We start from the raw sequence: 26557 nt of genomic DNA on the forward strand, positions 1-26557 counted from the left end.
GTTCGGGCGCATCTGGTGCGCCCGGCGAGCCTTAAGGGATTCTGGCGGCACGGGTTTTTCGAAGCTTAGGCATTCGCCGTGCGGCCGCCAGGATGGCAGGCGCCGGCGAAGGAAAGGGTGCAATGACCGTTTTGACCTGGTCGGATGATCGCGTCGAGCAGCTGAAAAAGCTCTGGGAGGCCGGACTTTCGGCCAGCCAGATCGCCGCTGAACTCGGCAATGTGACCCGCAATGCCGTAATCGGCAAAGTGCACCGGCTCGGCCTGTCGGGCCGCGCCAAGAGCCCTTCATCGGCAGCGCCGCGGCCGCGCAAGGCGCGCCCCGCCCAGCACATGATGCGGGTGACACGCCCGATCGCGCGCGGCAACACCGCGCTGGCGCAGGCCTTCGAAGTCGAGGTCGAGGCCGAACCGGTCACCTACGACAACGTCGTGCCGATGAGCCAGCGGCTGTCGCTGCTGGAGCTGAACGAGGCCACCTGCCACTGGCCGGTCGGCGATCCCTCGAGCCCGGATTTCTTCTTCTGCGGCGGCAAGGCGCTCTCCGGCCTGCCCTACTGCGCCCAGCACTCGCGCGTGGCGTATCAGCCCGCGGCCGATCGCCGGCGCGCGCCGGCGAAGCCGGGTCCGCGCTGAAGTCGTTCTGAGCTCAGAAAGGAGCCGTCACACGATGGCGGCTCAACAAATCCGATGTCGTCCCGGACAAGCGCGCCTCGAGCGCGCGCAGATCCGGGACCCTTAACCACCGCAAGATGTGGCTACGGGGACTCGGAGTTACCTTTTCACAAAATAACCGCTCGCTGTGGGTGTCCCGGACCCGCGCTTGCGCTTGTCCGGGACGACACCGAGAGTGTGGCCGCAGCTCACCGAGCTACGCCTGCTCCGCCTTCGCAAAGCGATCGTCCAGTGCGTAGCCCGCGCCGCGGACGGTGCGGATCGGGTCCTGCTCGCGGCCGAGATTGAGCAGCTTGCGCAGGCGGCCGATATGGACGTCGACGGTGCGCTCGTCGATGTAGATGTCACGGCCCCAGACGCTGTCGAGCAGCTGCTCGCGCGAGAACACGCGGCCGGGATGCTCCAGGAAGAACTCCAGCAGGCGATATTCGGTCGGACCGAGATCGATCGGCCGGCCCGAGCGCGCCACGCGGCGCTTGTCGCGGTCGAGCTCGATGTCGCCATAGGCGAGCACGGTGGCGAGCCGCTCGGGGCTGGCGCGCCTGAGCAGGCCCTTCACGCGTGCCAGCAGCTCCGGCACCGAGAACGGCTTGACGATGTAGTCGTCGGCGCCGGTCGCAAGGCCCCGCACCCGCTCGCTCTCCTCGCCGCGCGCGGTGAGCATGATGATCGGGAGCTGCTTGGTCTCGGGCCGGGTGCGCAGCCGCCGGCACAGCTCGATGCCGGAGAGGCCCGGCAGCATCCAGTCGAGCACGATCAAATCGGGGATGTGCTCCTTGAGGCGGGTGTCGGCGTCGTCGCCGCGCATCACCGTCTCGACGTCATAGCCGTCGCCTTCGAGGTTGTAGCGGAGAAGCTCGGTGAGAGCTTCCTCGTCCTCAACCACCATAATGCGTGCGCCCATGGTGTTCGTCGCTCCTTAAGTGTTCGGGACCGTCGTGGCGAAGGTCGTCATGTCGCCCTTCGGCCGCTTGTCGGTGATCGCCTGGCCCTCGATCATGTAGAACACGGTCTCGGCGATGTTGGTGGCGTGGTCACCGATGCGCTCGATGTTCTTGGCGCAGAACATCAGATGGATGCAGAACGAGATGTTGCGCGGATCCTCCATCATGTAGGTGAGGAGCTCGCGGAACAGCGAGGTGCAGATGGCGTCGACTTCCTCGTCGCCCTTCCACACCGCCATCGCCGCCGGCAGATCGTGCGCGGCATAGGCATCCAGCACCGACTTGACTTGTTGCTGCACGAGGTCGGTCATGTGCTCCAGACCGCGGAACAGCTTGAGCGGATGGAAATCCGTCTCCAGCGCCGCGACGCGCTTGCCCATGTTCTTGGCGAGGTCGCCGATCCGCTCGAGATCGGTCGCGACGCGCATGGCGCCGACGATCTCGCGCAGATCCACCGCCATCGGCTGGCGGCGCGCGATGGTGAGAACGGCGCGCTCCTCGATCTTCTTCTGGAGCGCGTCGAGCTCGGCGTCGATGGTCACGACGCGCTGGCCGAGCGCGACGTCGCGGCGGATAAGCGCGTCGACGGAATCGACGATCATGCGCTCGGCGATGCCGCCCATCTCGGCGACCAGGCGCGTGAGCTCCTGGAGGTCGGTGTCGAAGGCCTTTGCGGTATGTTCAGAACCCATGTTCCGTCTCCTCAGCCGAACCGGCCGGTGATGTAATCCTGCGTGCGCCGGTCGGTCGGCGACGTGAAGATCTTGCTGGTGTCGTCGAACTCGATCAGCTCGCCGAGATACATGAAGGCGGTCTTGTCGGAGACGCGCGCCGCCTGCTGCATGTTGTGGGTGACGATCGCGATCGTGTAGTTCTCGGACAGCTCCTGGATCAGCTCCTCGACCTTGGCGGTCGAGATCGGGTCGAGCGCCGAGCAGGGCTCGTCGAACAAGATCACCTCGGGCCGCACCGCGACCGTGCGGGCGATGCAGAGGCGCTGCTGCTGGCCGCCGGAGAGCGACAGGCCGGAGGCGTTGAGCTTGTCCTTGACCTCGTTCCACAGCGCGCCACCGCGCAGCGCCTTCTCGACGCGGTCGTCCATCTCGGACTTCGAGATCTTCTCGTAAAGGCGGATGCCGAAGGCGATGTTCTCGTAGATCGTCATCGGGAACGGCGTCGGCTTCTGGAACACCATGCCGACGCGGGCGCGCAGCAAATTGAGGTCCAGCTTGGGGTCGAGGACGTTGGTCTGGTCGAGCATGAGCTGACCGGTGACGCGCTGGCCCGGATAGAGGTCGTACATCCGATTGAAGATGCGCAGCAGGGTCGACTTGCCGCAGCCCGACGGGCCGATGAACGCCGTGACGCGGTTGGTGCCGAGCGCCAGATTGATGTTCTTCAGCGCGTGGTGCTCGCCGTAATAGAAATTGAGGTTGCGCACCGTCACCTTGGCCGGAGCTTCGGGCAGCACCGGCGCCTGGGGCAAACCACCGGCCGCGCTCATCGATACGGAAAGATCACTCATTTTGCGGTCCTCTCGGCGCTCAGAATGCGCGCGCCAATATTCAGGGCAAGAACGGTCAGGGTGATGAGCAGCGCGCCGCTCCAGGCGAGCTGCTTCCAGTAGGCGTAGGGGCTCTGCACGAAATTATTGATGGTGACCGGCAGGTTCGCCATCGTCTTGTTCAGACCCAGGCTGAAGAACTGGTTCGACAGCGCGGTGAAGAGCAGCGGCGCGGTCTCGCCGGCGACGCGGGCGGTGGCCAGCATCACGCCGGTGATGAGGCCCGAGCGCGCCGCGCGATAGGCGATGCGCTTGATCACCAGCGAGCGCGGCAGGCCGAGCGCCGAGGCCGCCTCACGCAGTGCGTTCGGCACCAGCAGCAGCATGTCCTCGGTCGTGCGCAGCACCACCGGGATGACGATCACCGCAAGCGCGAGGCAGCCGGCAATCGCCGAGAAGCCGCGCATCGGCACCACCACCGCACCATAGATGAACAGGCCGATGATGATCGAGGGCGCCGAGAGCAGGATGTCGTTGATGAAGCGGATCACCGAGGTCAGGCGGTCGTTGCGGCCGTACTCGGCGAGATAGGTGCCGGCGAACAGACCGAGCGGCGCGCCGATGCCGACGCCGAGCACGGTCATGATGATCGAACCCACGATGGCGTTGCGCAGGCCGCCCTCGGTCGAGCCCGGAGGCGGCGTGTCCGCAACGAAGAGCTCCAGGTTCAGGCCGGCAATGCCGTTGTAGAGCAGCGTCATCAGGATCAGCGCGAGCCATGTGACGCCGAAGGCAGCGGCAGCCAGGCAGAGCACACGGATGACGATGTCCATGCGGCGGCGGCGTGCGTAGATCGGGTTCATGTTACTTCCCCGCCTTCTTTTCAAGACGCATCAGCATCAACCGTGCAGCCGCGAGCACGAAGAATGTCAGCACGAACAGCAGCAGGCCGAGCAGGATCAGGCCGGACTGGTGCAGGCCGTCGCTCTCGGCGAACTCCGATGCGATCGCCGCCGAGATCGTGGTGCCCGGGGCAAAGATCGACGACGAGATGCGGAACGAGTTGCCGATGATGAAGGTCACCGCCATGGTCTCGCCGAGCGCGCGGCCGAGCGCCAGCATGACACCGCCGATGACGCCGACGCGGGTGTAGGGGATCACCACGCTGCGCACGACTTCCCAGGTGGTGCAGCCGACGCCGTAGGCGGCTTCCTTGAGCACCGGCGGGACCGTCTTGAACACGTCGACCGAGATCGAGGTGATGAAGGGCAGCACCATGATGGCGAGGATCAGCGCCGCGTTGAACAGGCTGAGATAGGACGGCGGGCCTGCGAAGATCGCGCCCAGCACGGGGACGCCGTCGAAGATCTTGATCATGAAGGGCTGGAACGTGTTGGCCAGGAACGGGCCGAGCACGAAGAAGCCCCACATGCCGTAGATGATCGAGGGAATGCCGGCGAGCAGCTCGATCGCCATGCCGATCGGGCGGCGCGCCCATTGCGGGCAGAGCTCGGTCAGAAAGATCGCAATGCCGAGACCGACCGGAATGGCGATCGCCATCGCGATGAAGGAGGTGATGAGCGTGCCGTAGATCGGGCCGAGCGCGCCGAGCACGGGCGGATCTGCCGACGGCGCCCAGCGCTGCGTCCACAGGAAGGCGAAGCCGTATTCCTTCATCGCCGGGAACGCGCCGACGATCAGCGAGATGATGATGCCACCGAGGATGAGGAGCACCGAGATCGCGGACAGCCGCGTGATCCAGTAGAAGGTGAGGTCGCCGAGCTTGAAGGCGCCCAAGGCCTTGGCGCGGTCATACGGTCCGGCGTCGTCGATTACATCGCTCTGAACGGCCATCTCTGCCACGCCGATCCCCTGTGCCCGTTTGATATACGCTTGTTGTCGGTCTTGTTGTTGGTCTTGCGCTCCGGATGCGGCGCGAGGCCGATCCGGAGCGGAGGTCTTGTGAGATCCCGGCGCCCAGTCCGGGACAAGAGCGCTTAGCTCTTGATCTCGGCAGCCCAGGTCTTCTCGATCAGCTGGACGACCGGGTCCGGCATCGGGATGTAGTCGAGTTCTTCAGCCGCCTTGCCGCCGCTCTTGAAGGCCCAGCGGAAGAACTTGATGGCTTCCTGCGAGGCTGCCTTGTCGGTGGCATCCTTGTGCATGAGGATGAAGGTCGCCGCCGTGATCGGCCAGGACTTGTCGCCGGGCTGGTCGGTCAGGATGACGTAGTAGCCGGGCGCCTTGGCCCAGTCGGCATTGGAAGCCGCGGCCTGGAAGGCCTCGACGGTCGGCTGCACCGGCTTGCCGGCCTTGTTGACGAGACCGGTGTAGGTCAGCTTGTTCTGCTTGGCATAGGCGTACTCGACGTAGCCGATCGAGTTCTTGGTCTGGCTGATGTTGCCCGACACGCCTTCGTTGCCCTTGGCGCCGACGCCGACCGGCCACTCGACCGCCGTGCCCTCACCGACCTTGCTCTTCCAGTCCGCGCTGGCCTTGGCGAGGTAGTTGGTGAAGTTGAAGGTGGTGCCCGAACCATCCGAGCGGCGGACCACGGTGATCGCGTCCGACGGCAGCTTCACGTTCGGATTGAGCTTCTTGATCGCGGCGTCGTCCCACTTGGTGATCTTGCCGAGATAGATGCTGGCCAGGGTCTCGCCGTCGAACACCAGCTCGCCGGGCTTCACGCCCTCGATGTTGACGACCGGAACGATGGCGCCCATCACCATCGGCCACTGGACGAGGCCGTCCTTCTCGAGCTGCTCGGCCTTGAGCGGCGCGTCGCTGGCGCCGAAGGTCACGGTCTTGGCCTGGATCTGCTTGATGCCGCCGCCCGAGCCGATCGACTGGTAATTCAGACCGTTGCCGGTCTCCTTCTTGTAGGCGTCAGCCCACTTGGAATAGATCGGGAACGGGAACGTCGCACCGGCACCCGTGATGTCGGCAGCAAACGCCGCCGTCGCCGATGCGGCGACCAAGCCGGCAGCGACGATAGTTTTGATGAAATTCATGGTGGTCTCCATACAGGGGAGCGAAGCGCCATCCGCGCCCGATCGCGCTCCCCGTGCCGCCCCTTTAGGAGCGGTCGGCTGTGCTTTTACGAAGGTTTCGTGACAGCTGGATGACACGGCCAAGCGATTGAAATCGCTTGAATATCAGGTTGAAGCCGCGGTCTTCGCCTGGGGAAAACAGGCCGTGAAAACGGCGCCCTGCTTGGGCACGCTCTCGATCAAAAGCCGGCCGCGATGGCGGTTAAGAATATGTTTCACCAGCGATAATCCGAGCCCCGTCCCGCCCTGCGAGCGGCTGTCGCCGACGTCGACCCGGTAGAACCGCTCGGTCAGTCGCGGCAGATGCTCGGGCGCGATGCCGGGTCCGAAATCGCGGACCAGGACCCGGATTTCCTGAGTTCCATCAGTGGCTGCCGCGGCGGCCAGCGACACGATGACACGTCCGCCCGACGCCCCGTATTTGAGGGCGTTTTCGATCAGGTTCTCGAACAGGCGGAGCAATTCCTCGCGATCGCCCGCGATCATCACCGGGGTCTCAGGCAGATGGGTTTCGACCTCGACCTGGCGCTCCCGCGCCAGCGGCTCGAGCCCGTCGGCGACCTGGAAGATGATCGGCAGCAGGTCGACCAGGGTGTCGGGCCGCACATGGGCCGACAGCTCGACCCGCGACAGCGAGAGCAGATCGTCGATCAGGCGCGCCATCCGGGTCGCCTGGTTGTGCATGATGCCGAGGAACCGCTCGCGTGCCTTGGGATCGTCCTTGGCCTGGCCCTGGAGCGTGTCGATGAAACCCGACAGCGCGGCGAGCGGCGTGCGCAGCTCGTGGCTGGCATTGGCGACGAAGTCTGCGCGCATCTCCTCGACCCGGCGCAGCGGCGTCTGGTCGTGGAATGTCATCAGCATGCATTTGTCGGCGCCGCCGAAGGAGGTCGGCACCGGCACCGGTGTGATGGTCAGCTCCATCCAGCGGTCGACCGGCACATGGTCGAGATAGGTCGTGCGCCGCGGCTCGGTGGTCGCGATCGACTCCCGCAGCGCCGTGATGATCTCCGGCGAGCGCAGCGCGAACTGGGCGAGCTCGTTCTTGCGCAGTGCCGGCGCCAGCTGGGCGGCGGCGGCATTGAGATGGATGACACGCCCGGCGCGGTCGAGCAGCACCGCCGGATCCGGCATGCCGGCGACGACCGCGGCCACCGCCGCGCTCTCGACCGGGTTGACGCGGCGGGTGTCGTCGCGCGAGGCGGCATTGTCGTGCAGCCGCCAGGGGATCAGCGCTGCGGCCGCGATGCAGAGGAACACCGTCGCCGCCCGCATCACCGACAATTCGCCGAGCGAGACCACCACCGACAGCGCCAGCGCCGCGGCGATCAGGATGACGGTCGAGTGCCGCAGCCGGTCGGACCAGGGCTGCGCGGAGGGAGAAGATGGGGCGTCGATCGCCATCGGGGCGGGCTTCTCCTAAGGGGATGCGCCGGTCAGGCGCCGGTGTCGCTGCGCTCTCTCACATAGGCGGCTTCACGCGCCGGGCCGGGGTCGAGCTTGAGCGCCGCCTGCTGCAAGCGCTTCGATCGAGCGCCGATTATAACCTCGCGAAACGTCAGCAAGATTACAGATATGACGAAGGGGGAGAGATAATAGAGGACGCGGAACAGGAGCATGCCACCCAGCAGTTCCTCGCGGTCCATCTGCCAGAGGCCGACCAGCATGGCGGCATCGAACACGCCGAGCCCTCCCGGCGAGTGGCTGGCGAAACCGAGCAGCGTCGCCGAGACGAAGATCACCGCCACCACGACGAAGCCGAGATTGGGCTCGTCCGGGACCAGCACGTACATCGCCAGCGCACAGAAGCCGAGATCGATGATGCCAATGGCGATCTGGAGCAGCGTCAGCGGGCCGCCCGGCAGCACCACGGTCCAGGGCCCGCGGCCGACCACCCGCGGCTGGGTCCAGACCCAGACCACATAGGCGACCAGCCCCGCGATGATCATCATCGCCAGCATCCGGTTCAGCCAGGGCGGAAGCTGGTCGATCGCGGCAGCGGCTTCCGGATGGTAGGAGATGCCGAGGCCGAGCACCGCGGCATTGCCGAGCCAGAAGGTCAGGCCGGCGAGGAAGCAGATCTTTGCGACGTCGATCGCGTTCAGGCCATAGGCCGAATAGATGCGGTAGCGCACCGCGCCGCCGGTGAAGACGCTGGCGCCGACATTGTGGCCGATCGAATAGCTGGTGAAGGCGGCAAGCGCATTGATGCGGTAGGGCACATGGGCGTGACCGATCGCGCGCACGGCGAACAGATCGTAGAAGGTCAGGGTGAAATAGCCCGCGGCCACGAACAGCGCCGCCATCGCGATCTGGCTCGGCTCGGTGCTCTTGATCGCTTCGAGGACCTCGTTGACGTCGATGCCCCGCAGCATGTGGTAGAGCACATAGCAAGCGATGCCGATGACCGCGACGCTGATCACAACTCCAAGCTTATGCAGGACTTGCTTCTGGCGCAGAAACGTCATCGCCCTGCGTATGGCTTCCAGCATCTAGACCTCGAACAACGCTTCAGCGGCCGGGGTGGCCGGCGGACAGGCGGACGACGCACAGGCATTCAACGAACCCTTGCCGCCGGCTCCGGCATCGCGCATGCCCCATGCCCTTCCACTAGCGCGTTTTGGGGCGGAGTGGAATTCAGCAATTCGAACAAAAACTCGTGCCTTCAATATTTTAGGCAGGGTTGCGGGCTCCTGATGCACGGATTGGCGCTTTCGGCGGCAAGACTGACGCGAATCTCCATGGCAATCCTGCGCAGGCGCCATGAAGTTTTGATGATTTCGACCGCACAATGTTCCGTCACGACTTAAGCCGACGTCAATCCATGGGCCGCCCCCGCCTGGCGAAAGAGGGGGTGGCCGGCGCTGTTGTTCAGGGATTCAGGTGGGCCGAAAGGCCGCGGCGACGGTAGCGGCCTCAGGAAGCGATCGGAATCCGCCCCGGATCAGTGCCACGCGGAAGTGACGGCGGCCACGATTTCGTCGGTACCGGGAAAGTGGCCCTTCCTGCGGCTGGCGACGATGCTGTCGCCGACCTTGACCTGGAAGATCCCACCCTTGGCGGGCACGAGAGCCGCCTCCAGCGCCAGATGCTGCCGCAGCGCAGCAGCGGCGTCCTTGGCGCGCTTCTCGTAGCCGCAGGGACGACAATAGATGATGGTCACATCAGCCATCTCGCCCGCCTTCAGGCAGCGCGCTGCTGGCGCACGGCCTCGATGCCGGCGATCCAGCCGGCGACGGAGCGGCCGATCGCCTCGGGGTGATCCTCCTGGAGAAAGTGCAGCCCAGGTCCGAGGCGCACCAATGCGCAGTGATTCAGCGAGGCTGCGAACCGCTCGGCGAATTCGGGCGCGACGAGCGCGCCGGGCATGCCCGAGAACAACAGCTTCGGATAGGACGATGCAGCCAGCGCCGCATGCGCGGATTGGAGCATCTCGTAGACGTCGGCAGGCTCACCCGCGATCGGCAGTTCGCGGGGAAAGGCGAGAACGGGCCGGCGGCTCTCCGGCGTCGGGAATGGCGCACGGTAAGGCGCCATCTCGTCCTCGCCGAGCTTGCGAACGATGCCACCGGGCAGCACGCGTTCGACGAACGCGTTCGCCTCGAGGATCATCGCTTCGCCCTCGCCCGGCGTCCTGAATTTGCGGAACGCCGCCCTCGCCGCCTCGGCGTGGTCCTGCTCCTCCGCGACCTCGGTGTGGTGAAAGTCCTGCCAGGTCGGCATCGGGCGGATGAACTCCATGAAGGCAAGGCCGCGCACGAAATCCGGCCGGCGCGCGGCGAGATGGAACGCGAGCGCGGTGCCCCAGTCCTGCGCGACGAGGTAGGCCGATTTGATGCCGCGCTGTTCGATGAATGCATCGAGATAGCGGACGTGGTCGACGAAGCGATAGCCGATGTCGGGCTTGCCGGATTGGCCGAAGCCGACGAGATCGGGCGCGATGCAATGTGCGACCGGCGATACAAGCGGCAGGATGTTGCGCCAGATATGTGACGACGTCGGGTTGCCGTGCAAGAACAGGGCAACGGGCGCATCGCGATCTCCCGCCTCGCGATAGGCCATCGTGCCTCCCAGCACAGACGTTTTGAGAATCTCGATTTCAGTTGGCTTGCTCATGTCAGCTCCCTGAAGACGGTTTGAAAGGCGATGGTCTTGAAACGTTCGAGGGCGTTGGGATTTCGGTCGACCTTCATGCGCAGGATCGCGCCCTGCCAGGACGCGAGCAGGAAATCGGCAAGCTCTTCGGGCTCGAAATCGGATGCGATCTCGCGGCACGTCTGGGCGTCCCTGATGCAAGCGGCGAACGGCGCGCGCCATTGGGCGAAGATTTCGGCGAGACGTACACGCAGCATTTCGCTGCTGGCCGATGCCTCCAGGCTGAGATCACCGATCAGGCAGCCGCGGCCATAGCCGTCGGCCTCGAGCCGGCCGGTGATGATGTCGAGATAGCGCCGCAGCCGCGCGCGCGGCGTCAGCGAGGTGTCGTCGAGTGCCTGCGCGACCAGTCCCCTCGTGGTGTCGAAGTAGCGGTCGAGCACCTCGGAGGCGAATATCTCTTTGGAGCGAAAATGGTTGGTGAAGGACCCCTGCGGCGCGCCTGCCGCAGCGGTGACGTCGCGCACGCTGGTGCCGTGATAGCCGGTCCTGAACATGACCTTCAGGCCGGCATCGAGGATGGCGTCTTTGAGTGAGGGCTTTGGCACGAGGGAATTAATACGTACGTACGTATTAATGTCAAGCGCATTCTGATCGTTCAGCAATTTGCTTGCCGATCAGGCCGTTATCGCAATGTTGGATAGAGGCCCGCCCTCCGAGAGAGCCCAAGGACTCAGGCCGCCGGCTGGCTCCGCGAGACCACCCTGTCGCGAAGCCAGGCGCCGATGGTGCAGCCGACTAGGTAGCAGGCGAACATGACCAGCCCGAGATCGAGCCAATAGCCGAAGCGGCCGGGCACCACATGCGCGAAGGAGGCTGCGACCAGGGCGGCGGCAAGCACGGCGAGCCAGCGCGCGGTCACCTTCGAGGTACCGTTGCCGCGCTGGACCACCGAGATCCAGCCCATGCAAAAGCCCAGCAGCAGCGAGCCGATCAGCCAGCCCAGATGGAATGAGACGAGATAGGGCATCGTCACCTCACCAGAAATTCGATGCGGCGGTTCTGCGCCTTGCCTTCGTCGGTGTCATTGCCGGCGAGGGGCTGCGTGGCGCCATAGCCGACCGGGGTGAAGCGGGTGGCCGGCAGCCCGGCCTTGACCAGATAGTCGATCACGGCCTGCGCGCGCTTCTCCGAGAGAGCCTGGTTGAAGGAGTCCTCACCGTCGGCATCGGTGTGCCCGGCCACCTCGATATTGGTGGTGGGGCAGCGCAGCGCCGTCTCGATCAGGTGGTCGAGAATGCCGGCGGAATCCGGGTCGATGTCGGCGCGTTTCGTTGCGAAGCGGATCTTGCCCTTGTTCAGGAGCTCCGTGAACAATTGCTGGCAGACCGTGCCGTCGACCGGGCCCGCGGCAGGCTTCACCGTAATCTCCGGCTTGTACTGCCAGTTCTTCGGGAAGTCCTTGCCGAGGCCTGCGCGGATGTCGTTGGCGGCCCCTTCGTAGAGCGCGTCACCCGACAGCTTCACCTCGCGATCGGACACCACGAGCGTACCGGTCGACAGCCGCGACAGCCCGCCTAGCGCTGCGACCACGGCAGTATTGAAGGAGCCGGGTGCGCCGACGCTGGCCTTGAGATTGTCGACGACCTTTTCGGTGAAGAACTTTCGCGAGGCACTCGTTGCAATGGCCGCGTGCACGTTGTTGTCAGGCACGTAGCCCGTCAGCGTCACCGTCGCAGCAACCGGGTCCTTGTAGGCCTGGAAGATGTAGGGCGGCGCCTTGACATCGTTGGCGGCGACCGAAAAGCCCTCCGGCAGGTTCTTGAGCGCGGCCGCGATCGCCTCACGGCCGCCGAGGTCGCGCGCCATGCCCGACAGATTGACCTTGGTGTCGGTGATCGTGATCTTGCCGTCCTTGAGCTTGCCGATCTGGTCGAGCAGCAGCATCGCTGCGGCCTCGAACCGCGGCGGTGCGCCCCTGGCCAGGCCCATCTGATCGGCGACCTCGGTCCCGTTGACCTCCTTGCGCGCGGCCTCGGTCAGGCGCGCCTTCATCGACGGCAGGGGCGCGGAGCCGGACAGCGTCACCCGCACCACGTCACGCTCGGCATTCCAGACGAAGGGCGTTGCTTCGGGAACAAGGCGGGTCCGGTCGTCGACCAGGCGCACGCCCGGGACGAGCTCGACCGCCATCACGGCATCGCGGCGCCCCTCCTCGGAAAAGGCGTCCGCGGCCAGGCCGACGTCCCGGCCGTCCACCGCGATCCGGGTCTTGTCCAGAACGGTCTCCTTGAGCGCCGCCGAGCTGCGGGCGGACAGGTCCGCCTCGACCGGCAAGGTATTATTCCAGGCCGCAAATCCCCACATGACGGCCAGGGGGATCAGCCCTGGCCACCATTTGCTGGCCCACCTGAAAAGCTTCTGCATTCAACGACCCGAACTCTGGAACCGGAGACAAAACAAACCCTTGGCGGGCTGTCAAACCGGAAATGATGCCCTTCCGAAGGCCATGCGTCGACAATTGGAATAACTTTTTCTTCAAGGGTTCTTCCGTAAGTTGAAAGTGGAATGCCAGAGTTCGCCAGCCGGTCATGAAACAACTCCGAAACAACGTCATCCGCGCCGGGCTGGGGGCACTCTATTTCAGCGGGGCGCACCACCTGTTGCGCCCGCTCTTGTCGGGCGTCGGCGCCATTTTCATGCTGCACCATGTGCGGCCGGCCCGCGAGGCCGCGTTCCAGCCGAACCGGCACCTCGAAGTCACCCCCGATTTCCTGCGCGCCACGCTGAGCCATTTGCGCTCGCGCGGGATCGACATCGTCAGCATGGACGAGCTGCATGAGCGGCTGGTGCAGGGCCGCTTCACCCGCCCCTTCGCCGCCTTCACCCTCGACGACGGTTACCGCGACAATCTCGAATTCGCGCTGCCGGTTCTGCGCGAATTTGACGCGCCCTTGGCCGTCTATGTCGCGAGCGAGTTTGCCGAGGGCACCGGACGTCTGTGGTGGACCGCGCTGGAAACCGTGATCGCCAAGGCCGAACAGATCGACATCCAGATCGGCAATTCCGCGCTTCGGCTGGATGCAACGACCCCTGCTGCAAAACAGGTTGCGTTCGACCGCCTGCACGATTGGCTGCGCGCGCTGCCGGGCGAACATGATCTCAAGCGCGAGATCGAGGCGCTCTGCGCCAGATACGACGTCGACATGGCCGCGCTGTGCCGCAGCCTGTGCCTGTCCTGGGACGAGGTGAAGGCATTTTCCGCCGATCCGCTGGTCACGATCGGCGCGCACACCATCAGCCATTGCAATCTCGCCAGGCAGAGCGAGGGGATCGCCGCACAGGAGATGGCGGTAAGCCGCGCGCGGATCGAGCAGGCGCTCGGCCGTACCGTGCTGCACTTCGCCTACCCCTATGGCGACCGCGAAGCGGCGGGCGAGCGCGAATTCGCTCTCGCTGCATCGGCCGGCTTCAAGACCGCGGTGACGACCCGGCCCGGCATGCTGTTCGCCGAGAACGCCGGCCACATGACCGCGCTGCCGCGCGTCTCGCTCAACGGCAATTACCAGGACGCGCGAATTTTGCCGGTGCTGACCTCAGGCGCCGCGACCGCAATGTGGAACGGCTTTCGCCGGATCGCGGCGGCCTGATCCATCAACACACTCAGACCTCATCCTGAGGAGCGCTCCAAAGGAGCGCGTCTCGAAGGATGGCCGCCCGCATCCTTCGAGACGCGCTGACGCGCTCCTCAGGATGAGGGCGGAGCTGGCCAGCGCCTTCCTTGACTCCCCTCTCGGCCGCGCTCAAAACGGCGTCAACCAAGGGAGGCACCATGTTCAACGATCTGTTCTCGCTCAAAGGCCGTGTCGCGCTCGTGACCGGCGGGTCGCGCGGCATCGGCAAGATGATCGCGGCGGGCTTCCTCGCGCAAGGCGCGGCGAAGGTCTACATCACCGCGCGCAAGGCCGGGCCGTGCGAGGCGACGGCGAAAGAGCTCTCCGCCCAATATGACGGCGAATGCGTCGCGCTGCCGATCGATATCTCGACCATCGAGGGCTGCGACAGGCTGGCCTCCGAAATCATCAAGCTGGAGCCGAAGCTCGACATCCTCGTCAACAATGCGGGTGCGGCCTGGGGCGCGGATTTCGACGAATTCCCGGAGAGCGGCTGGGACAAGGTGATGGACCTCAACGTCAAGTCGCTGTTCTTCCTGACCAAGGCGCTGGCAAAGCCGTTGCGCGCGGCGGCCTCGCACGAGCGGCCAGCCAAGGTGATCAACATCGCCTCGGTCGACGGCATCTTCGTCAATCCCAGCGAGACCTATTCCTACGCCGCCAGCAAGGCCGCCGTGATCCATCTGACACGGCGCATGGCGACGAAGCTGATCAAGGACAACATCAACGTCACCGCGATCGCGCCGGGCGCGTTCAAGTCCGACATGAACCGCGCTGCGCGCGACCATGCGGACGAGGTCGCAAAGCGCATTCCGGCGCGGCGTATCGGAACCGATGAGGACATGGCCGGCGTCGCGATCTACCTCGCCTCGCGCGCGGGTGATTACGTGGTCGGCAACACCATCGCGGTGGATGGCGGCGTGGTGTACGCCAATGCGGGGCTGGAGATCGCCGGGTAGGCGGGGCGTTTCAGCACAGAGCGCGCGTCACACTCCGCAGTCATGCCCCGGCTTGACCGGGGCATCCAGTACGCTGCAGCGTCTCGATCTATCTCTGCCGCCTCTGGAATACTGGATCACCCGCTTTCGCGGGTGATGACACCATTTGCATTGTGCGAGGGTCGAACCCTGACTCTTACGACTCGATCTTCACGTACTCGAAATCGCCGGGCTTGTTGTCGATGCCGACCTTCGGCGGCGAGATCCAGGAGGCGAACTGGCCGGTCTCGGTGACGGGCTGCATCAGCGAGGTGATGAAGTCGCCGTCGGCGGTCGAGGGCAGCCACTCGTCCTTGCGCTTCGCCCAAATGGCATCGTCGATCAAAAGACCATCCGGCGTCGCATGGATGCCCTTGAACTCGCCGATATGGCGATGGAAAGCGACGTTGGGCAGTTTGAGCTGGAAGTTATAGCCGGCGGTCGAGATCACCTTGTTCCAGCGCAGCATGCCCTTGACGCAGTCCTGGCTGTAATCGTCGCGCAGGCGCATGTTGAGCGCCGTCAGCGCCGGCTCGTCGACCAGCTTGATCTCACCGTCGATGAACTTGAGCACCGGATAGGTGGCGTTCTTGAGCTGGTGATCGTCGTCGATCTGGGTCTCGTGATAACGGCCCTTGATGCCGGTGTTGAAGGCGTTGGCCGCGTTGGTCGAGACCTCCGAGCCGAACAGGTCGAGCGACAGCGTGTAGTGCAGGTTCAGCTTCTTCTGGATCGTCGGCAGGTCGATCACGCCGAGCGCGCGAACCTTTGCGATGTCGGTGGGATCGGTGATGCCGGCTTCGCGCATCGCGTCACAAGTGCGCTGCACGACGCGGGTGATGCCGGTCTCGCCGACGAACATATGGTGCGCTTCTTCCGTCAGCATGAAACGGCAGGTGCGCGACAAGGGATCGAAGCCCGACTGCGCGAGCGAGTGCAGCTGCATCTTGCCGTCGCGGTCGGTGAAGTAGGTGAACATGAAGAAGGACAGCCAGTCCGGCGTCGCCTCGTTGAAGGCACCGAGCATGCGCGGCGCATCGGCATCGCCCGAGCGACGGCGCAGCAAGTCATCCGCTTCCTCGCGGCCGTCGCGGCCAAAGTACTTCTGGAGCAGGTAGACCATCGCCCAGAGGTGGCGGCCTTCCTCGACATTGACCTGGAACAAATTGCGCATGTCGTAGAGCGAGGGCGCGGTCTTGCCGAGGTGGCGCTGCTGCTCGACGGAAGCCGGCTCGGTGTCGCCCTGGATCACGATCAGGCGGCGCAGCATGGCGCGATACTCGCCCGGGACTTCCTGCCACGCAGGCTCGCCGAAATGCTCGCCGAACGGAACGACGCGGTTCTCCTCCTGCGGCGCAAGCAGGATGCCCCAGCGATAGTCGGGCATGCGGACGTAATCGAACTTGGCCCAGCCGCGCGGATCGACGGAATAGGCGGTGCGCAGGTACACCAGCGACTCCTGGAAGCCCTCCGGCCCCATGTCGCTCCACCAGTCCATATAGCCGGGATGCCAGCCTTCCAGCGCCTTCAGCACCTGGCGGTCTTCGGCGAGATTCACGTTGTTCGGAATCTTGGTCGAGTAGTCGACGTTCATGATGTTCATGGTGGACCTCCCGTGGGGGACTGATTCATTCAACGATTGGCATCGAACCGTGAGCTTGCGAATGGCGAATGGTGAGTAGCGAATGGAAATCCCTATTCGCCATTCACCACTCCTACTCGCTAAACTCTCGTCATATCGAATTTCGGCTTCTGGCCGCTGCCGTAGCGGCGCAGCGCGCCTTCCTCGCCGACCGCGTTCGGGCGCTGGAAGATCCAGTTCTGCCACGCGGTGAGGCGCGCGAAGATTTTTGATTCCATCGTCTCGGGGCCGACGAAGCGCAGGCTGGCTTCCATGCCGGTGAGGCTGTCGGGCGAGAAGCTGGCGCGCTCCTCGAGGAACACGCGCACCTCGTCGTCCCAGTCGATGTCGTCGAGCGCGAAGGTGACGAGGCCGAGCTCTTCCGCCTGCTCGGCGTCGAGCGCGGTGCCCATGGTGGCTTCCGCACGCTCGACGTCGGACGGATCGGCCTGGAAGCGCGATTCCAGCCGGGTCAGGCCGTGGCTCATCGGATACGGACCGAAGTTCATGGCCGACAATTCGATCGACGGCGGCGGACGGTTGTCGCCCTGGCGCGTGCCGATCAGCATGTAGGAGCGGTCGGCGGCGAAGACGAGCTCGGCGAGCGTGCCGGCAAAGCAGGAGCCGGGCTCGACCAGCGTCACCAGCGTGCGCGAGGTGACGTCGATGCGCTTCAGCACGCGCTTCCAATAGTGCCTGATTTCGTTGACCAGCCAGTGCGCCTTGTTGGCTTCGAGGAAGCCATCGGATGCCAGCACATGGGCGCGGTCGCCATGGCTCTTGAAGACGAGCATCGCAATCTCGAGCTCGTTGATGCGCAGATGCAGGATGGCGTCGTCGAGCTCGCGCGCGACCTGGAGCGGCCAGAACGAAGATCCCTGCGCCATCACGCCGTCGACGTCGGCCGGCGGAGCGGCCTCCGGCGCCTTGATCGAGATGGTGGCGATGCGCGCCGTGCGATCGATGTCGACGCTGACAAAACCGTAGCGGATGCTGGTCTCGTCGATGACGCGCCTGAGCGGCGTCAGCGCGATGCCCTTGCCGCTGCCCTTGCGCTTCGACTGGCCTGCGAACTCCTTGGCGCGCTCGGCGATCTTGGCCTCGAGCTTCGAGTTCGGCGCGATCTCGTCGACGAGGCGCCACTGCACGGCGCGCTTGCCCTTCACGCCTTCCTCGATGGTGCAGAAGAAATCGGCGTGGTCGCGGCGCACCTTGCGCTTGTCGACGACGCGGGTGAGGCCGCCGGTGCCCGGCAATACCGCGAGCAACGGCACTTCGGGCAGCGCAACGGCCGACGAGCCGTCATCGGCGAGGATGATGTGGTCGGTCGCGAGCGCCAGCTCATAGCCGCCGCCGGCGGCCGAGCCGTTCACCACCGTGATGAAGCGCTGGCCGGAATTCTCCGACGAATCTTCCATGCCGTTGCGGGTCTCGTTGGTGAATTTGCAGAAGTTCACCTTGTGGGCATGGGTCGAGCCCGCAAGCATGCGGATGTTGGCGCCGGCGCAGAACACGCGGTTCTTGGCCGAGCGCATCACCACGACCTTCACCTCGGGGTGTTCGAAACGCAGGCGCTGGACGACGTCCGCCAGCTCGATGTCGACGCCGAGATCGTAGGAATTGAGCTTGAGCAGATAGCCTTCGAACAGGCCGCCATTTTCGTCGACGTCCATGGTCAGGGTGGCGACGTCGCCATCGACCGCAAGCTTCCAGTGCTTGTAGCGGGACGGGACGGTCTGGAAATCGATGAATGTCGCGCCGCCTGCGAGGCGCCGATCTTCCCCGGCCATGGGCCACCCTTGAGCTTGGTTATGCGTTTTGGCTGTAGCGTTAGATGCACAATAGTGCATCTTTTCGAAAGCGTCTAGCCCTTAACGGCCATCGCATGCACTTTGTTTCATGAGGCCTATTGAGACCGCACAATGGCGCCGAGGGTGATCCAGTCCGCCTTCGAGAGTTCGGAACGGCCCAGCTTGGCCTGGAGCAGAGCCGTCAGCGCCGGAATGGGGAAGCTCTCGACAAAGCCGTCGCCGCCCGCGGCTGCCTTGCGCGAGTTCAGCGCCCGTAACTCTGCCTGCGCGTCGCCGAACAGGCGCGCGGCCGAATGCAGCCGCTGCATGCGCAGTCGCAAATTGGCATTGGCGATGTGAATGCAGGCGCGCAGCAGAATACGCTCGCGGCCGCCTTGCGGGGCTGCGGCCCACACCGCTTCCAGCACCTCCTGCGATTCCCAGAAATAGCCGCGGTCGTTGAGCGCGAGCCCGTAGCGCAGCGCCGGATGGCGCGCCGGCACGTAGCCGCGGAAGGCCGAGGGCACCAGCACCTTGGCCAGGTCAAGCGTCTCGTAATCCGCGTCGACCCCGTCGGTCTCGCCCGGCACATAGGCCCATCGCGGCCACGGCAACGGGCCGCTTGCATCCGAAGGCACATTCATGGATGTGCCTTCGCAGAATCATGCGGCGCGTCCTTGAAGTCCCTGATCGTCGCGCAGGGCCGCTCTTGCAAATTGCTCAATCGCGTCAAGCGTCGCCCCCGGCGCTTCACGATGCGGGGAATGTCCCGCGTCTGAAATAATTTTCAAATCTACCGGACAATAACACTCTTCCTGCGCAATATCGACCTGTCGCAGTGTCCCATATTGGTCGTCCTTGCCCTGCACGACCAGGATGGGAACGCGGATGTAGGCGAGGTATTCCGAGATGTCCCAGTCGCGGAATTTCGGATCGAGCCAGGCACGGTTCCAGCCGTAGAAGGCGTTGTCGACATCCTTGTGCCAGCGCGCCAGCTTCGCCTTGAGGTCGGTGGTCTCGAAGGTCGTCTTGATCGCAGCGATGGATTTCACCGAGATGTCCTCGACGATGAAATGCGGCGCCATCAGCACGAGGCCTTGCAGACGGTGATCCTGATGCGCACCGGCATAGATCGTCGCGATCGAGGCGCCGTCGGAATGGCCGAGCAGGAGGCCGCGCTTGAAGGAAATCGCGTCGAGGATCTTCGGCAGCACATCCAGCGCCTCGCGCTGCATGTAATCGAGCGGCCGCGGCAGCGTGACCGCGCTGGATTGGCCGTAGCCCGCGCGCGAATAGACGAAGATGCCGGCGCCGGTGGCTAGCTGGAGCTTCTCGGGGAAGTCGCCCCACAGGCCGACGGAGCCGAGGCCTTCATGCAGCATGACGATGGTGGGTGCATCGGCGTCCTGCGGGGCGAGCCATTTGTATTCGAGGCTGGCGCTGCCGATGGTCAGGAAGCCGGTGGGGGTGAGGTTGGTCATTTCTTCGCTCTTCTCTCTCCGTCGTCATGCCCGGGCTTGACCCGGGCATCCACGCCTTTCCTCAATCGCGGATGCACGTGGATGGCCGGGTCAAGCCCGGCCATGACGACCGATTGCTAGTTTGCGCCCTCGCGCAATTTGAACCGCTGGATCTTCCCCGTCGCCGTCTTCGGCAGTGACTCCACCACGTCGATCCAGCGCGGATATTTCCACGGGCCGATCTTCTGCTTGACGTGCTCCTTCAGCATCTCCTGCAAGTCCGCCGTCGCCGCGCCCGGACGCAGCACGACGAAGGCCTTCGGCTTCAGCAGGCCTTCCGGATCGGCTTCGGGCACGACGGCCGCTTCCAGCACGGCGGGATGCGTGATCAGCGCGCTCTCGACCTCGAACGGCGAGACCCAGATGCCGGAGACCTTGAACATGTCGTCGGCGCGGCCGCAGAAGGTGTAGCGGCCTTCGCCATCGCGGACATATTTGTCGCCGGTGCGGGTCCATGGCCCTTCAAACGTGCGGCGGCTCTTGTGGCGCTGGTTCCAGTAGCCCTCGCCGGCGGAGGGCGCATCGACCAGCAGCTCGCCGACCTCGCCGTCGGCGACATCCTGGCCGGCCTCGTTGACGAGCCGCACCGCATAGCCCGGCACCGGCTTGCCCGAGGAGCCGTATTTGATGTCGCCGGGCGCGTTCGACAGGAAGATGTGCAAGAGCTCGGTCGAGCCGACGCCGTCGAGGATGTCGACGCCGAAGCGCGCCTTCCAGCTGTTGCCGACGGATTCCGGCAACGCCTCGCCGGCCGAGGTGCAGATGCGGAGCGACTTGCCGCCGCGCTCGGCCTTCATCGTCTCGTCGTTGAGCATCGCCGCGAACAGCGTCGGCACGCCGTAGAAGATCGAGGGATTGTACCTGTTCATCAGGTCGAACATGCGCGCCGGCGTCGGGCGCTCGCTGTTCAGCACCACGGTGGCGCCGACCGACATCGGAAAAGTCAGCGCATTGCCGAGGCCATAGGCGAAGAACAGTTTTGCCGCAGACAGGCAGACGTCGTTCTCGCGGATGCCGAGCACCTGGCTCGCATAGGTGTCCGCGGTCGCCTGCAAATTCGAATGGATGTGGCGCACGCCCTTGGGCATGCCGGTTGAGCCCGACGAATACAGCCAGAATGCGGGCTCGTCGGGATGCGTCGCGGCGGTCGTGAACTGGTCGCTCTCGCCGGCGAGCTCTTCCGCGAGCTGCTTGTGGCCGTTCATCTTGGCGCCGGAGACCACGACATGCTCGAGATCCGGCATGCGGCCGACGACGTCCTTGATGACGGGATAGAGTGCTTCGGAGACGAACAGCACGCGCGCGCGGCAATCGGCGAGGATGTAGGCGTATTGATCTGATGTCAGCAGCGTGTTCAGCGGCACCGGCACGATGCCGGCGCGGATCGCGCCCAGAAACACGATCGGGAAATCGACCGTGTCCAGCATGATCATCGCCACGCGCTCCTCGCGGCGGACCCCGAGCCGGCGCAGCATGTTGGCGGCGCGCCGGGTCTCGCGCTGGAGCTCGCCATAGGTGAGCCGCGAGACGGTGTCGTCGAAGGCGAGCTTTCCTCCCCTGCCGTCCTCGACGTTGCGGTCGAGCAGCCAGGTCACCGCGTTATAGGATCCCTCGCTCACGGACTTCTCCCCCGATTTTAGAATTATAATTCATAGAAAGACACCGCGGCGGCTTGCTGTCAATGCTGGCAGGCACTATGTTTCATTAAAACGCGCCGCAGGGCATCAACTAAAGAAGGCCCATGATCTGCAGTCCATGACCGACAGTCCCGACGCCGAATCCCGATTTCTCGAACAGCTCGGCCAGCGCGTGCGCACCATGCGCGCGCTGCGCGGCATGTCGCGCAAGGTGCTCGCCAAGGTATCGGGAATTTCGGAGCGCTACATCGCGCAGCTCGAGAGCGGCAAGGGCAACGTCTCCATCGTGTTGCTGCGCCGCGTCTCCGATGCGATGGGTGCGCATCTCGAAGACCTGCTTCCCTCGGCCGATCCGACGCCGGACTGGCAGATGTTTCGCGATCTCCTGCGCAAGGCGACGCCGGCGCAAATCGCTCAGGCCAAGGACGTTCTCGCCGGCGGCAGCGCGTCGGCGCCGCGGCGCGCACCGTTCTGCGGCATCGCGCTGATCGGCCTGCGCGGCGCCGGCAAATCGACACTTGGGCGGATGCTGGCGAAGAAGGTCGGCTGGAGTTTCGTCGAGCTCAACAAGGAGGTCGAGCAGCAGAACGGGCTCTCGGTCGCCGAGATCATCGCGCTCTACGGCCAGGAAGGCTTTCGCCGCATGGAGCAGGCAGCGCTGCAACAGCTGCTCGCGCGCAACGAGCTGATGGTGCTGGCGACCGGCGGCGGCATCGTGTCGGAGCCGTTGACCTTCGACCAGATCCTGTCGTCGTTCTACACGATCTGGCTGAAGGCCGAGCCCGAGGAGCACATGGCCCGCGTTCGCCGCCAGGGCGACCTGCGCCCGATGGCGGACGACCGCTCCGCAATGGCCGAGCTGCGCAACATCTTGCTGAGCCGCGAACCGTTGTATTCGCGCGCGACGGCGGTGGTCGATACGGCAGGGCTGTCGGTCGATGCGGCGGCTGCACGGCTGATCGATGCGGTGCGGCCGGTGCTGCAAAACGAAGCGCGGAGTTTCGGCCTGCGCAGCGTGGCGCTGTAAGGCGATCTCTCACGGCACGCTCGCTGCGTTCCCTCCCCCCTTGCGGGGGAGGGTTAGGGAGAGGGGTGCCACACGGGGACTCCATCACTCGCGCAACGCGCTTCTTCTTCGCGACAACCAACACCATTTCCTGGGCGACCCCTCCCCTGCCCTCCCCCGCAAGGGAGGAGGGAGCAGAGCTGAGCGCGCAGCTACGCCATGCGTCCCCTTTTCGTTTCGCAAAGGGAGACGATATGAAGAGCCTTGCACCAGACAGGACTCACGATGACCTCCAGCGACGTCACCACCTCCATGTTCGAGCGGATCGGCGGCAGCGCGACGATCGACTCTCTGGTCGACCGTTTCTACGAGCGCATGGACACGCTGCCGGAGGCGAAAATAATCCGCGCGATGCACGCGGATGACCTCGGACTGATCAGGGACGTGCTGAAGCGCTATCTCACCGAATGGACCGGCGGCCCAAAACTCTATTCCGTCGAGAAGGGCCATCCGCGGCTGCGGCAGCGGCATATCGGCTTTGCCATTGGCGACGCCGAGCGCGATGCGTGGCTGCTCTGCATGCGCGGCGCGCTGGACGAGACGGTCACGGACGCCGCCGCGCGGCAGGACCTCGACAAGGCGATATCGGGCCTTGCCGACTGGATGCGCAATCGGCAGTGACACAGAACGCGAGGCGGGGACGCGGTGGGCTACTCCAGCGGACTGCGCTTCGCGCAGCTGCAGGTTAACCCACCCTGCGCACCCCAGCCCTGTCATTGCACGCGTCAAACACCGAGCGATCCAGCGCCTCGGCCACAAAGCCCGCCACATAAATCAATGCCAGGATCGCCGCGGAGATCGCCATTGTCTCCGCATGCGCGAGCCCCCACCGCAACAACCGCTGCAACAATGTCGGCGGCGGAAAGCGGTAGGTCCGGCCCTTCGGCGTGATCAGGTCAAACGACCGAACCGACCGCGAGCGCACGTGGATCTTGCTGGGCAGCATCCGGATTTCTCCTCTCCAGCTCCTCGATCATGCCGCGCGCGATCTCCCGCTCGCCCATGATGACGACATCCGCCCCCAGCCCCTTCAAATGATCGACCTCGGCATCCGCATGCGCTCGCGCGATGATGCGGATGTCCGGATTGGCCGCACGCGCCTGCTGCACGATCTGCCCTGCCTCGAACGCCTCGGGGATCGCGATGACGAGATGCCGCGCCCGTGACGGATTGGTGGCGCCGAGAATTTCGGGCTGCGCGGCATTGCCCATGACGGTCTCGATGCCGCCCTGCTTCAGCTTCGCCAGTGCACTCTCGCCGACCTCGGCGACAAGGAACGGCAATTGCCGCTGCTTCAGGGCATCGCCGACGAGCGCGCCGACGCGGCCATAGCCGATCACGATCGTATGGTCGGTCAGGTCCGTGGTGCGGATCGGTTCGGGCACGGCGGCCGCGGCCTGCGGTGAATCCCGGCGCGGGTCGAGACGCGGCGCGAGCCAGGTGGCGGCCGCGAACATCAGCGGGTTGAGCATGATGGAGAGGATCGCGCCAGCCATGATCAGGTCGCGGCCGTCGCTGGGCAGGATCTGCGAGGCGACGCCGAGCTCGGCCAGGATGAACGAGAACTCGCCGATCTGCGACAGGCTCGCCGAGATCGTCAGCGCGGTCGCGACCGGATGCCGGAACAGGACCACGATCAGGAACGCCGCGAGTGATTTGCCGAGCATGATAATCGCCAGCGTCGCCAGCAGCGGCCAGGGCTCGCGGACCACGCTCATCGGATCGAACATCATGCCGACCGAGACGAAGAACAGCACGGCGAAGGCATCGCGCAGCGGCAGCGATTCCTGCGCGGCGCGTGCACTGAGCGGCGATTCCCGCAGCATCATGCCGGCGAAGAACGCGCCCAGCGCCAGCGACACGTCGAACAGCTTCGTCGCCCCGAATGCGATGCACAGCGCGATCGCAAGCACGCCAAGACGGAACAATTCGCGCGAGCCGGTATGCGCGATGTAGTGCAGGATCCAGGGAATCACCCGGCGCCCCACCACCAGCATCAGCCCGATGAACACGATGATCTTGGCCAGGGTCAGCATCACGATGCCGGCAAGCCCGAAGCCGGCCTGCGCGGCCAGCGGCTCGAAGGCTGGCTTGTCACCGCTGGCGCCCTGAAGGCTTGCGATCGCCGGGAACAGCACCAGCACGAGCACCATCGCGAGGTCCTCGACGATGAGCCAGCCGACCGCGATGCGGCCGCGATCGGTCTCCATCAGGCGCCGCTCCTGCAGCGCGCGAAGCAGGACCACAGTGCTCGCGACCGACAACGCCAGTCCGAACACGAGTCCCGCACCGACGCTCCAGCCCATCAGCCATGAAAGGCCGAGTCCCATCAGTGTGGCGACCGCAATCTGCACGACGGCGCCCGGAACGGCGATGTGCCGGACGCTCAGCAGATCCTGGAGCGAAAAATGCAGGCCGACGCCGAACATCAGCAAGATAATGCCGAGTTCGGCAAGCTCGGTCGCAAGCGCCTGGTCGGCGACGAAGCCTGGCGTGAACGGCCCGACGGCAACGCCGGCGAGCAGGTAGCCGACAAGCGGCGGAATGCGGAACCGCTGCGCTATAGTTCCGAGTACGAAAGCTAGTCCAAGTCCGACGACGATGGTGGCGATGAGAGGTGTGTCATGCGGCATTTTTGCCTTTTGACACAGCGCGCGCGCCGGCGCACCGCGACCAAGTGAGGCGGCTCAGCGCGCGACGCCTGCCGCAATCGCGCCGTCAGATCGACCAATAATTTGGGTGCGCGTAGGGCCGCGAACGATCGCCCCAGTCGAATTCGTCGCCGTCGAACTCGCTCGGTCCGCTGGCGAGTTCGTCCTGCGTCACCTCGACACGAAAAGCCTGCCGCGCGGGATCGTATTTCAGCGCGCCCCACTGCACAGGATAATGGTGGTGCGTGCCGAGCAGCCCGCCGGTCCTGATCACGGCGTAGGCGACCGTGCCGGTCACCTTGTCGAGCATCAGCCGCTCGATCGAGCCGAGCTTCGCGCCGTCGCGCCCGTAGACGCAGACGTGCTCCACGCGATCACTGGGAACCATGGTGTGTTTCATGGCGTCCTCCCTGTTGTCTTGCGTGACGAGATTATAGGCCCGCGGACGCGCGGCGCCAACGATCGTTGCTATAACAGCTGCGACCGCACGGACTCCGCGCCTTCGCGGAGCAGCGGGAGCAACCGGTCGATCAGCTCCCCTGCCGGCACGCGGTCGACATGGGCGCCCATGTTGATGGCGGCGACGATCACGCCGTCGTAGCGGCGCACCGGAACCGAGATCGAGCGGAAATGCGGCTCTGCCTCGCGATCGACCAGCGAATAGCCTTGCTCGCGATCGGCTGTGATGCTGGCCAGCAGCGCCTTCGGATCGGTCACCGTCTGCGGCGTCAACATCTCGCGCTTCGTTGTCTTCAGGCGTGCGGCAAGCGCTGCATCATCGAACTGCCCCAGCATGGCGCGGCCGACCGAGGTGCAGAACGCCGGCAGCCGGTAGCCGATCTCGAGCCCCCCCGAAAACATCCGCGCCGGGCTGCTGCGTGCGACAAACACGACGTCGTCGCCGTCGAGCACCGCGAGCGAGGCGATTTCCTGCGCTGCCGTGGCGACGCGATCGAGCACCGGCTGAAGCACGGCGACGAGGTGGCTGGAGCGCAGGTAGGACGCCGCGAGCGTCAGTACGTGCGGGGTCAGAGAGAACAGCTTTCCGTCGCCGGCGACGAAGCCGCCGCGCTGGAGCGTGAACAGCATGCGGCGCGCGGTGGCGCGCGGCAGCTCTGCCGCCCGGGCGAGATCGCTCAGCGTCATCGGGCCGGTGGTCGTGCCGAAACATTGCAGCAGGCGCAGGCCGCGATCGAGGCTCTCGACGAAATCCGTCGCCCGCTCTTCGCTTTCGCTTCGCTTCAGCTTGGGCATAGGTCCGGGAACATCCTGCAAAATATTGCTTGCCGCCGGACCAAGGCATGGCATAATTCGCCCATTCGTTCAATAGGCGAACAAACGCCTCTCCGACAAA

Annotated in this window: 27 protein-coding genes; 5 read left to right on the forward strand and 22 right to left on the reverse strand. The window is 65.1% G+C overall.

Annotated features, from left to right (window positions below):
* The first annotated feature begins 122 nt into the window (after positions 1-122).
* The gene (locus tag ACVJ5M_RS01750) at positions 123-635 is read left to right on the forward strand and encodes a GcrA family cell cycle regulator (protein ID WP_014491301.1); all 513 of its coding nucleotides are present in this window, start codon (positions 123-125) and stop codon (positions 633-635) included.
* Between the two features lie 235 nt (positions 636-870).
* On the opposite strand, the gene phoB is transcribed toward ACVJ5M_RS01750, so the two are convergent.
* From phoB to ACVJ5M_RS01815, 13 genes are all read right to left on the reverse strand, one after another.
* Entirely contained in the window at positions 871-1578 is a 708-nt protein-coding gene (gene phoB / locus ACVJ5M_RS01755) for a phosphate regulon transcriptional regulator PhoB (RefSeq protein WP_014491300.1), read from the reverse strand.
* Positions 1579-1593: 15 nt separating this feature from the next.
* Positions 1594-2310: a phosphate signaling complex protein PhoU gene (phoU, locus tag ACVJ5M_RS01760; protein ID WP_028155152.1), complete on the reverse strand. Its 717-nt coding sequence runs from the start codon at positions 2308-2310 to the stop codon at positions 1594-1596.
* Positions 2311-2321: 11 nt separating this feature from the next.
* A complete protein-coding gene (pstB, locus tag ACVJ5M_RS01765; RefSeq protein ID WP_063979878.1) occupies positions 2322-3143 on the reverse strand; it encodes a phosphate ABC transporter ATP-binding protein PstB in 822 nt (273 codons plus the stop codon).
* Complete coding sequence (gene pstA / locus ACVJ5M_RS01770; RefSeq protein WP_063979879.1) at positions 3140-3985, reverse strand: phosphate ABC transporter permease PstA; 846 nt, start codon at positions 3983-3985, stop codon at positions 3140-3142. The genes pstB and pstA overlap by 4 nt, the downstream gene beginning before the upstream one ends.
* A gap of 1 nt (position 3986) precedes the next feature.
* Complete coding sequence (gene pstC / locus ACVJ5M_RS01775; protein ID WP_063979880.1) at positions 3987-4976, reverse strand: phosphate ABC transporter permease subunit PstC; 990 nt, start codon at positions 4974-4976, stop codon at positions 3987-3989.
* Between the two features lie 143 nt (positions 4977-5119).
* Positions 5120-6133, reverse strand: coding sequence for a phosphate ABC transporter substrate-binding protein PstS (gene pstS / locus ACVJ5M_RS01780; RefSeq protein ID WP_063985930.1), 1014 nt, complete (start codon positions 6131-6133; stop codon positions 5120-5122).
* 144 nt (positions 6134-6277) lie between these two features.
* Positions 6278-7576 (reverse strand): ATP-binding protein, encoded by a 1299-nt coding sequence (locus ACVJ5M_RS01785; protein ID WP_063979881.1) that lies wholly within the window; start codon positions 7574-7576, stop codon positions 6278-6280.
* Between the two features lie 32 nt (positions 7577-7608).
* Positions 7609-8664, reverse strand: coding sequence for a putative bifunctional lysylphosphatidylglycerol flippase/synthetase (locus tag ACVJ5M_RS01790; protein WP_063979882.1), 1056 nt, complete (start codon positions 8662-8664; stop codon positions 7609-7611).
* A 452-nt stretch (positions 8665-9116) separates the two neighbouring features.
* A complete protein-coding gene (locus ACVJ5M_RS01795; protein ID WP_063979883.1) occupies positions 9117-9344 on the reverse strand; it encodes an Rdx family protein in 228 nt (75 codons plus the stop codon).
* Positions 9345-9355: 11 nt separating this feature from the next.
* Positions 9356-10288, reverse strand: a complete 933-nt coding sequence (locus ACVJ5M_RS01800) for a haloalkane dehalogenase (RefSeq protein ID WP_063979884.1) — start codon at positions 10286-10288, stop codon at positions 9356-9358.
* Complete coding sequence (locus ACVJ5M_RS01805; RefSeq protein WP_166348139.1) at positions 10285-10875, reverse strand: TetR/AcrR family transcriptional regulator; 591 nt, start codon at positions 10873-10875, stop codon at positions 10285-10287. Before ACVJ5M_RS01805 ends, ACVJ5M_RS01800 begins: the two co-directional genes overlap by 4 nt.
* 125 nt (positions 10876-11000) lie before the next feature.
* A complete protein-coding gene (locus ACVJ5M_RS01810) occupies positions 11001-11297 on the reverse strand; it encodes a hypothetical protein (RefSeq protein WP_063979886.1) in 297 nt (98 codons plus the stop codon).
* A gap of 2 nt (positions 11298-11299) precedes the next feature.
* A complete protein-coding gene (locus ACVJ5M_RS01815; protein WP_063979887.1) occupies positions 11300-12694 on the reverse strand; it encodes an OmpA family protein in 1395 nt (464 codons plus the stop codon).
* A gap of 164 nt (positions 12695-12858) precedes the next feature.
* Here ACVJ5M_RS01815 and ACVJ5M_RS01820 point away from each other — a divergent pair, with 164 nt between their 5' ends.
* On the forward strand, positions 12859-13917 hold the full coding sequence (locus tag ACVJ5M_RS01820; RefSeq protein ID WP_063979888.1) for a polysaccharide deacetylase family protein: 1059 nt from the start codon (positions 12859-12861) through the stop codon (positions 13915-13917).
* 182 nt (positions 13918-14099) lie between these two features.
* Entirely contained in the window at positions 14100-14900 is an 801-nt protein-coding gene (locus ACVJ5M_RS01825) for an SDR family oxidoreductase (protein ID WP_063979889.1), read from the forward strand.
* Positions 14901-15075: 175 nt separating this feature from the next.
* Here the strand turns inward: ACVJ5M_RS01825 and boxB are convergent, their stop codons facing one another.
* The 5 genes from boxB to ACVJ5M_RS01850 all read right to left on the reverse strand — a co-directional run bounded on the left by boxB (position 15076) and on the right by ACVJ5M_RS01850 (position 21468).
* Positions 15076-16512 (reverse strand): benzoyl-CoA 2,3-epoxidase subunit BoxB, encoded by a 1437-nt coding sequence (gene boxB, locus ACVJ5M_RS01830; RefSeq protein ID WP_063985931.1) that lies wholly within the window; start codon positions 16510-16512, stop codon positions 15076-15078.
* Positions 16513-16640: 128 nt separating this feature from the next.
* A complete protein-coding gene (boxC, locus tag ACVJ5M_RS01835; RefSeq protein WP_063979890.1) occupies positions 16641-18329 on the reverse strand; it encodes a 2,3-epoxybenzoyl-CoA dihydrolase in 1689 nt (562 codons plus the stop codon).
* 116 nt (positions 18330-18445) lie between these two features.
* The gene (locus ACVJ5M_RS01840; RefSeq protein ID WP_063979891.1) at positions 18446-18973 is read right to left on the reverse strand and encodes a DUF309 domain-containing protein; all 528 of its coding nucleotides are present in this window, start codon (positions 18971-18973) and stop codon (positions 18446-18448) included.
* Between the two features lie 18 nt (positions 18974-18991).
* On the reverse strand, positions 18992-19810 hold the full coding sequence (locus tag ACVJ5M_RS01845; RefSeq protein ID WP_063979892.1) for an alpha/beta fold hydrolase: 819 nt from the start codon (positions 19808-19810) through the stop codon (positions 18992-18994).
* A gap of 116 nt (positions 19811-19926) precedes the next feature.
* Positions 19927-21468 carry a benzoate-CoA ligase family protein gene (locus ACVJ5M_RS01850; protein ID WP_063979893.1) on the reverse strand — a complete coding sequence of 514 codons (1542 nt, stop codon included), beginning with the start codon at positions 21466-21468 and terminating at the stop codon, positions 19927-19929.
* A gap of 28 nt (positions 21469-21496) precedes the next feature.
* On the opposite strand from ACVJ5M_RS01850, the gene ACVJ5M_RS01855 reads away from it, so the two are divergent.
* Complete coding sequence (locus ACVJ5M_RS01855) at positions 21497-22513, forward strand: helix-turn-helix transcriptional regulator (protein WP_256376492.1); 1017 nt, start codon at positions 21497-21499, stop codon at positions 22511-22513.
* A 264-nt stretch (positions 22514-22777) separates the two neighbouring features.
* Positions 22778-23173 (forward strand): group II truncated hemoglobin, encoded by a 396-nt coding sequence (locus ACVJ5M_RS01860; protein ID WP_063979894.1) that lies wholly within the window; start codon positions 22778-22780, stop codon positions 23171-23173.
* Positions 23174-23237: 64 nt separating this feature from the next.
* On the opposite strand, the gene ACVJ5M_RS01865 is transcribed toward ACVJ5M_RS01860, so the two are convergent.
* The 4 genes from ACVJ5M_RS01865 to ACVJ5M_RS01880 all read right to left on the reverse strand — a co-directional run bounded on the left by ACVJ5M_RS01865 (position 23238) and on the right by ACVJ5M_RS01880 (position 26457).
* On the reverse strand, positions 23238-23498 hold the full coding sequence (locus tag ACVJ5M_RS01865; RefSeq protein ID WP_063979895.1) for a hypothetical protein: 261 nt from the start codon (positions 23496-23498) through the stop codon (positions 23238-23240).
* Complete coding sequence (ybaL, locus tag ACVJ5M_RS01870; protein ID WP_231143701.1) at positions 23449-25185, reverse strand: YbaL family putative K(+) efflux transporter; 1737 nt, start codon at positions 25183-25185, stop codon at positions 23449-23451. The genes ACVJ5M_RS01865 and ybaL overlap by 50 nt, the downstream gene beginning before the upstream one ends.
* Positions 25186-25270: 85 nt before the next feature.
* Positions 25271-25603: a PRC-barrel domain-containing protein gene (locus tag ACVJ5M_RS01875; protein ID WP_063979896.1), complete on the reverse strand. Its 333-nt coding sequence runs from the start codon at positions 25601-25603 to the stop codon at positions 25271-25273.
* 68 nt (positions 25604-25671) lie between these two features.
* Entirely contained in the window at positions 25672-26457 is a 786-nt protein-coding gene (locus tag ACVJ5M_RS01880; RefSeq protein ID WP_063979897.1) for an IclR family transcriptional regulator domain-containing protein, read from the reverse strand.
* Positions 26458-26557: the final 100 nt, after the last annotated feature.

The organism is Bradyrhizobium sp. S3.7.6 (genome assembly GCF_054061875.1).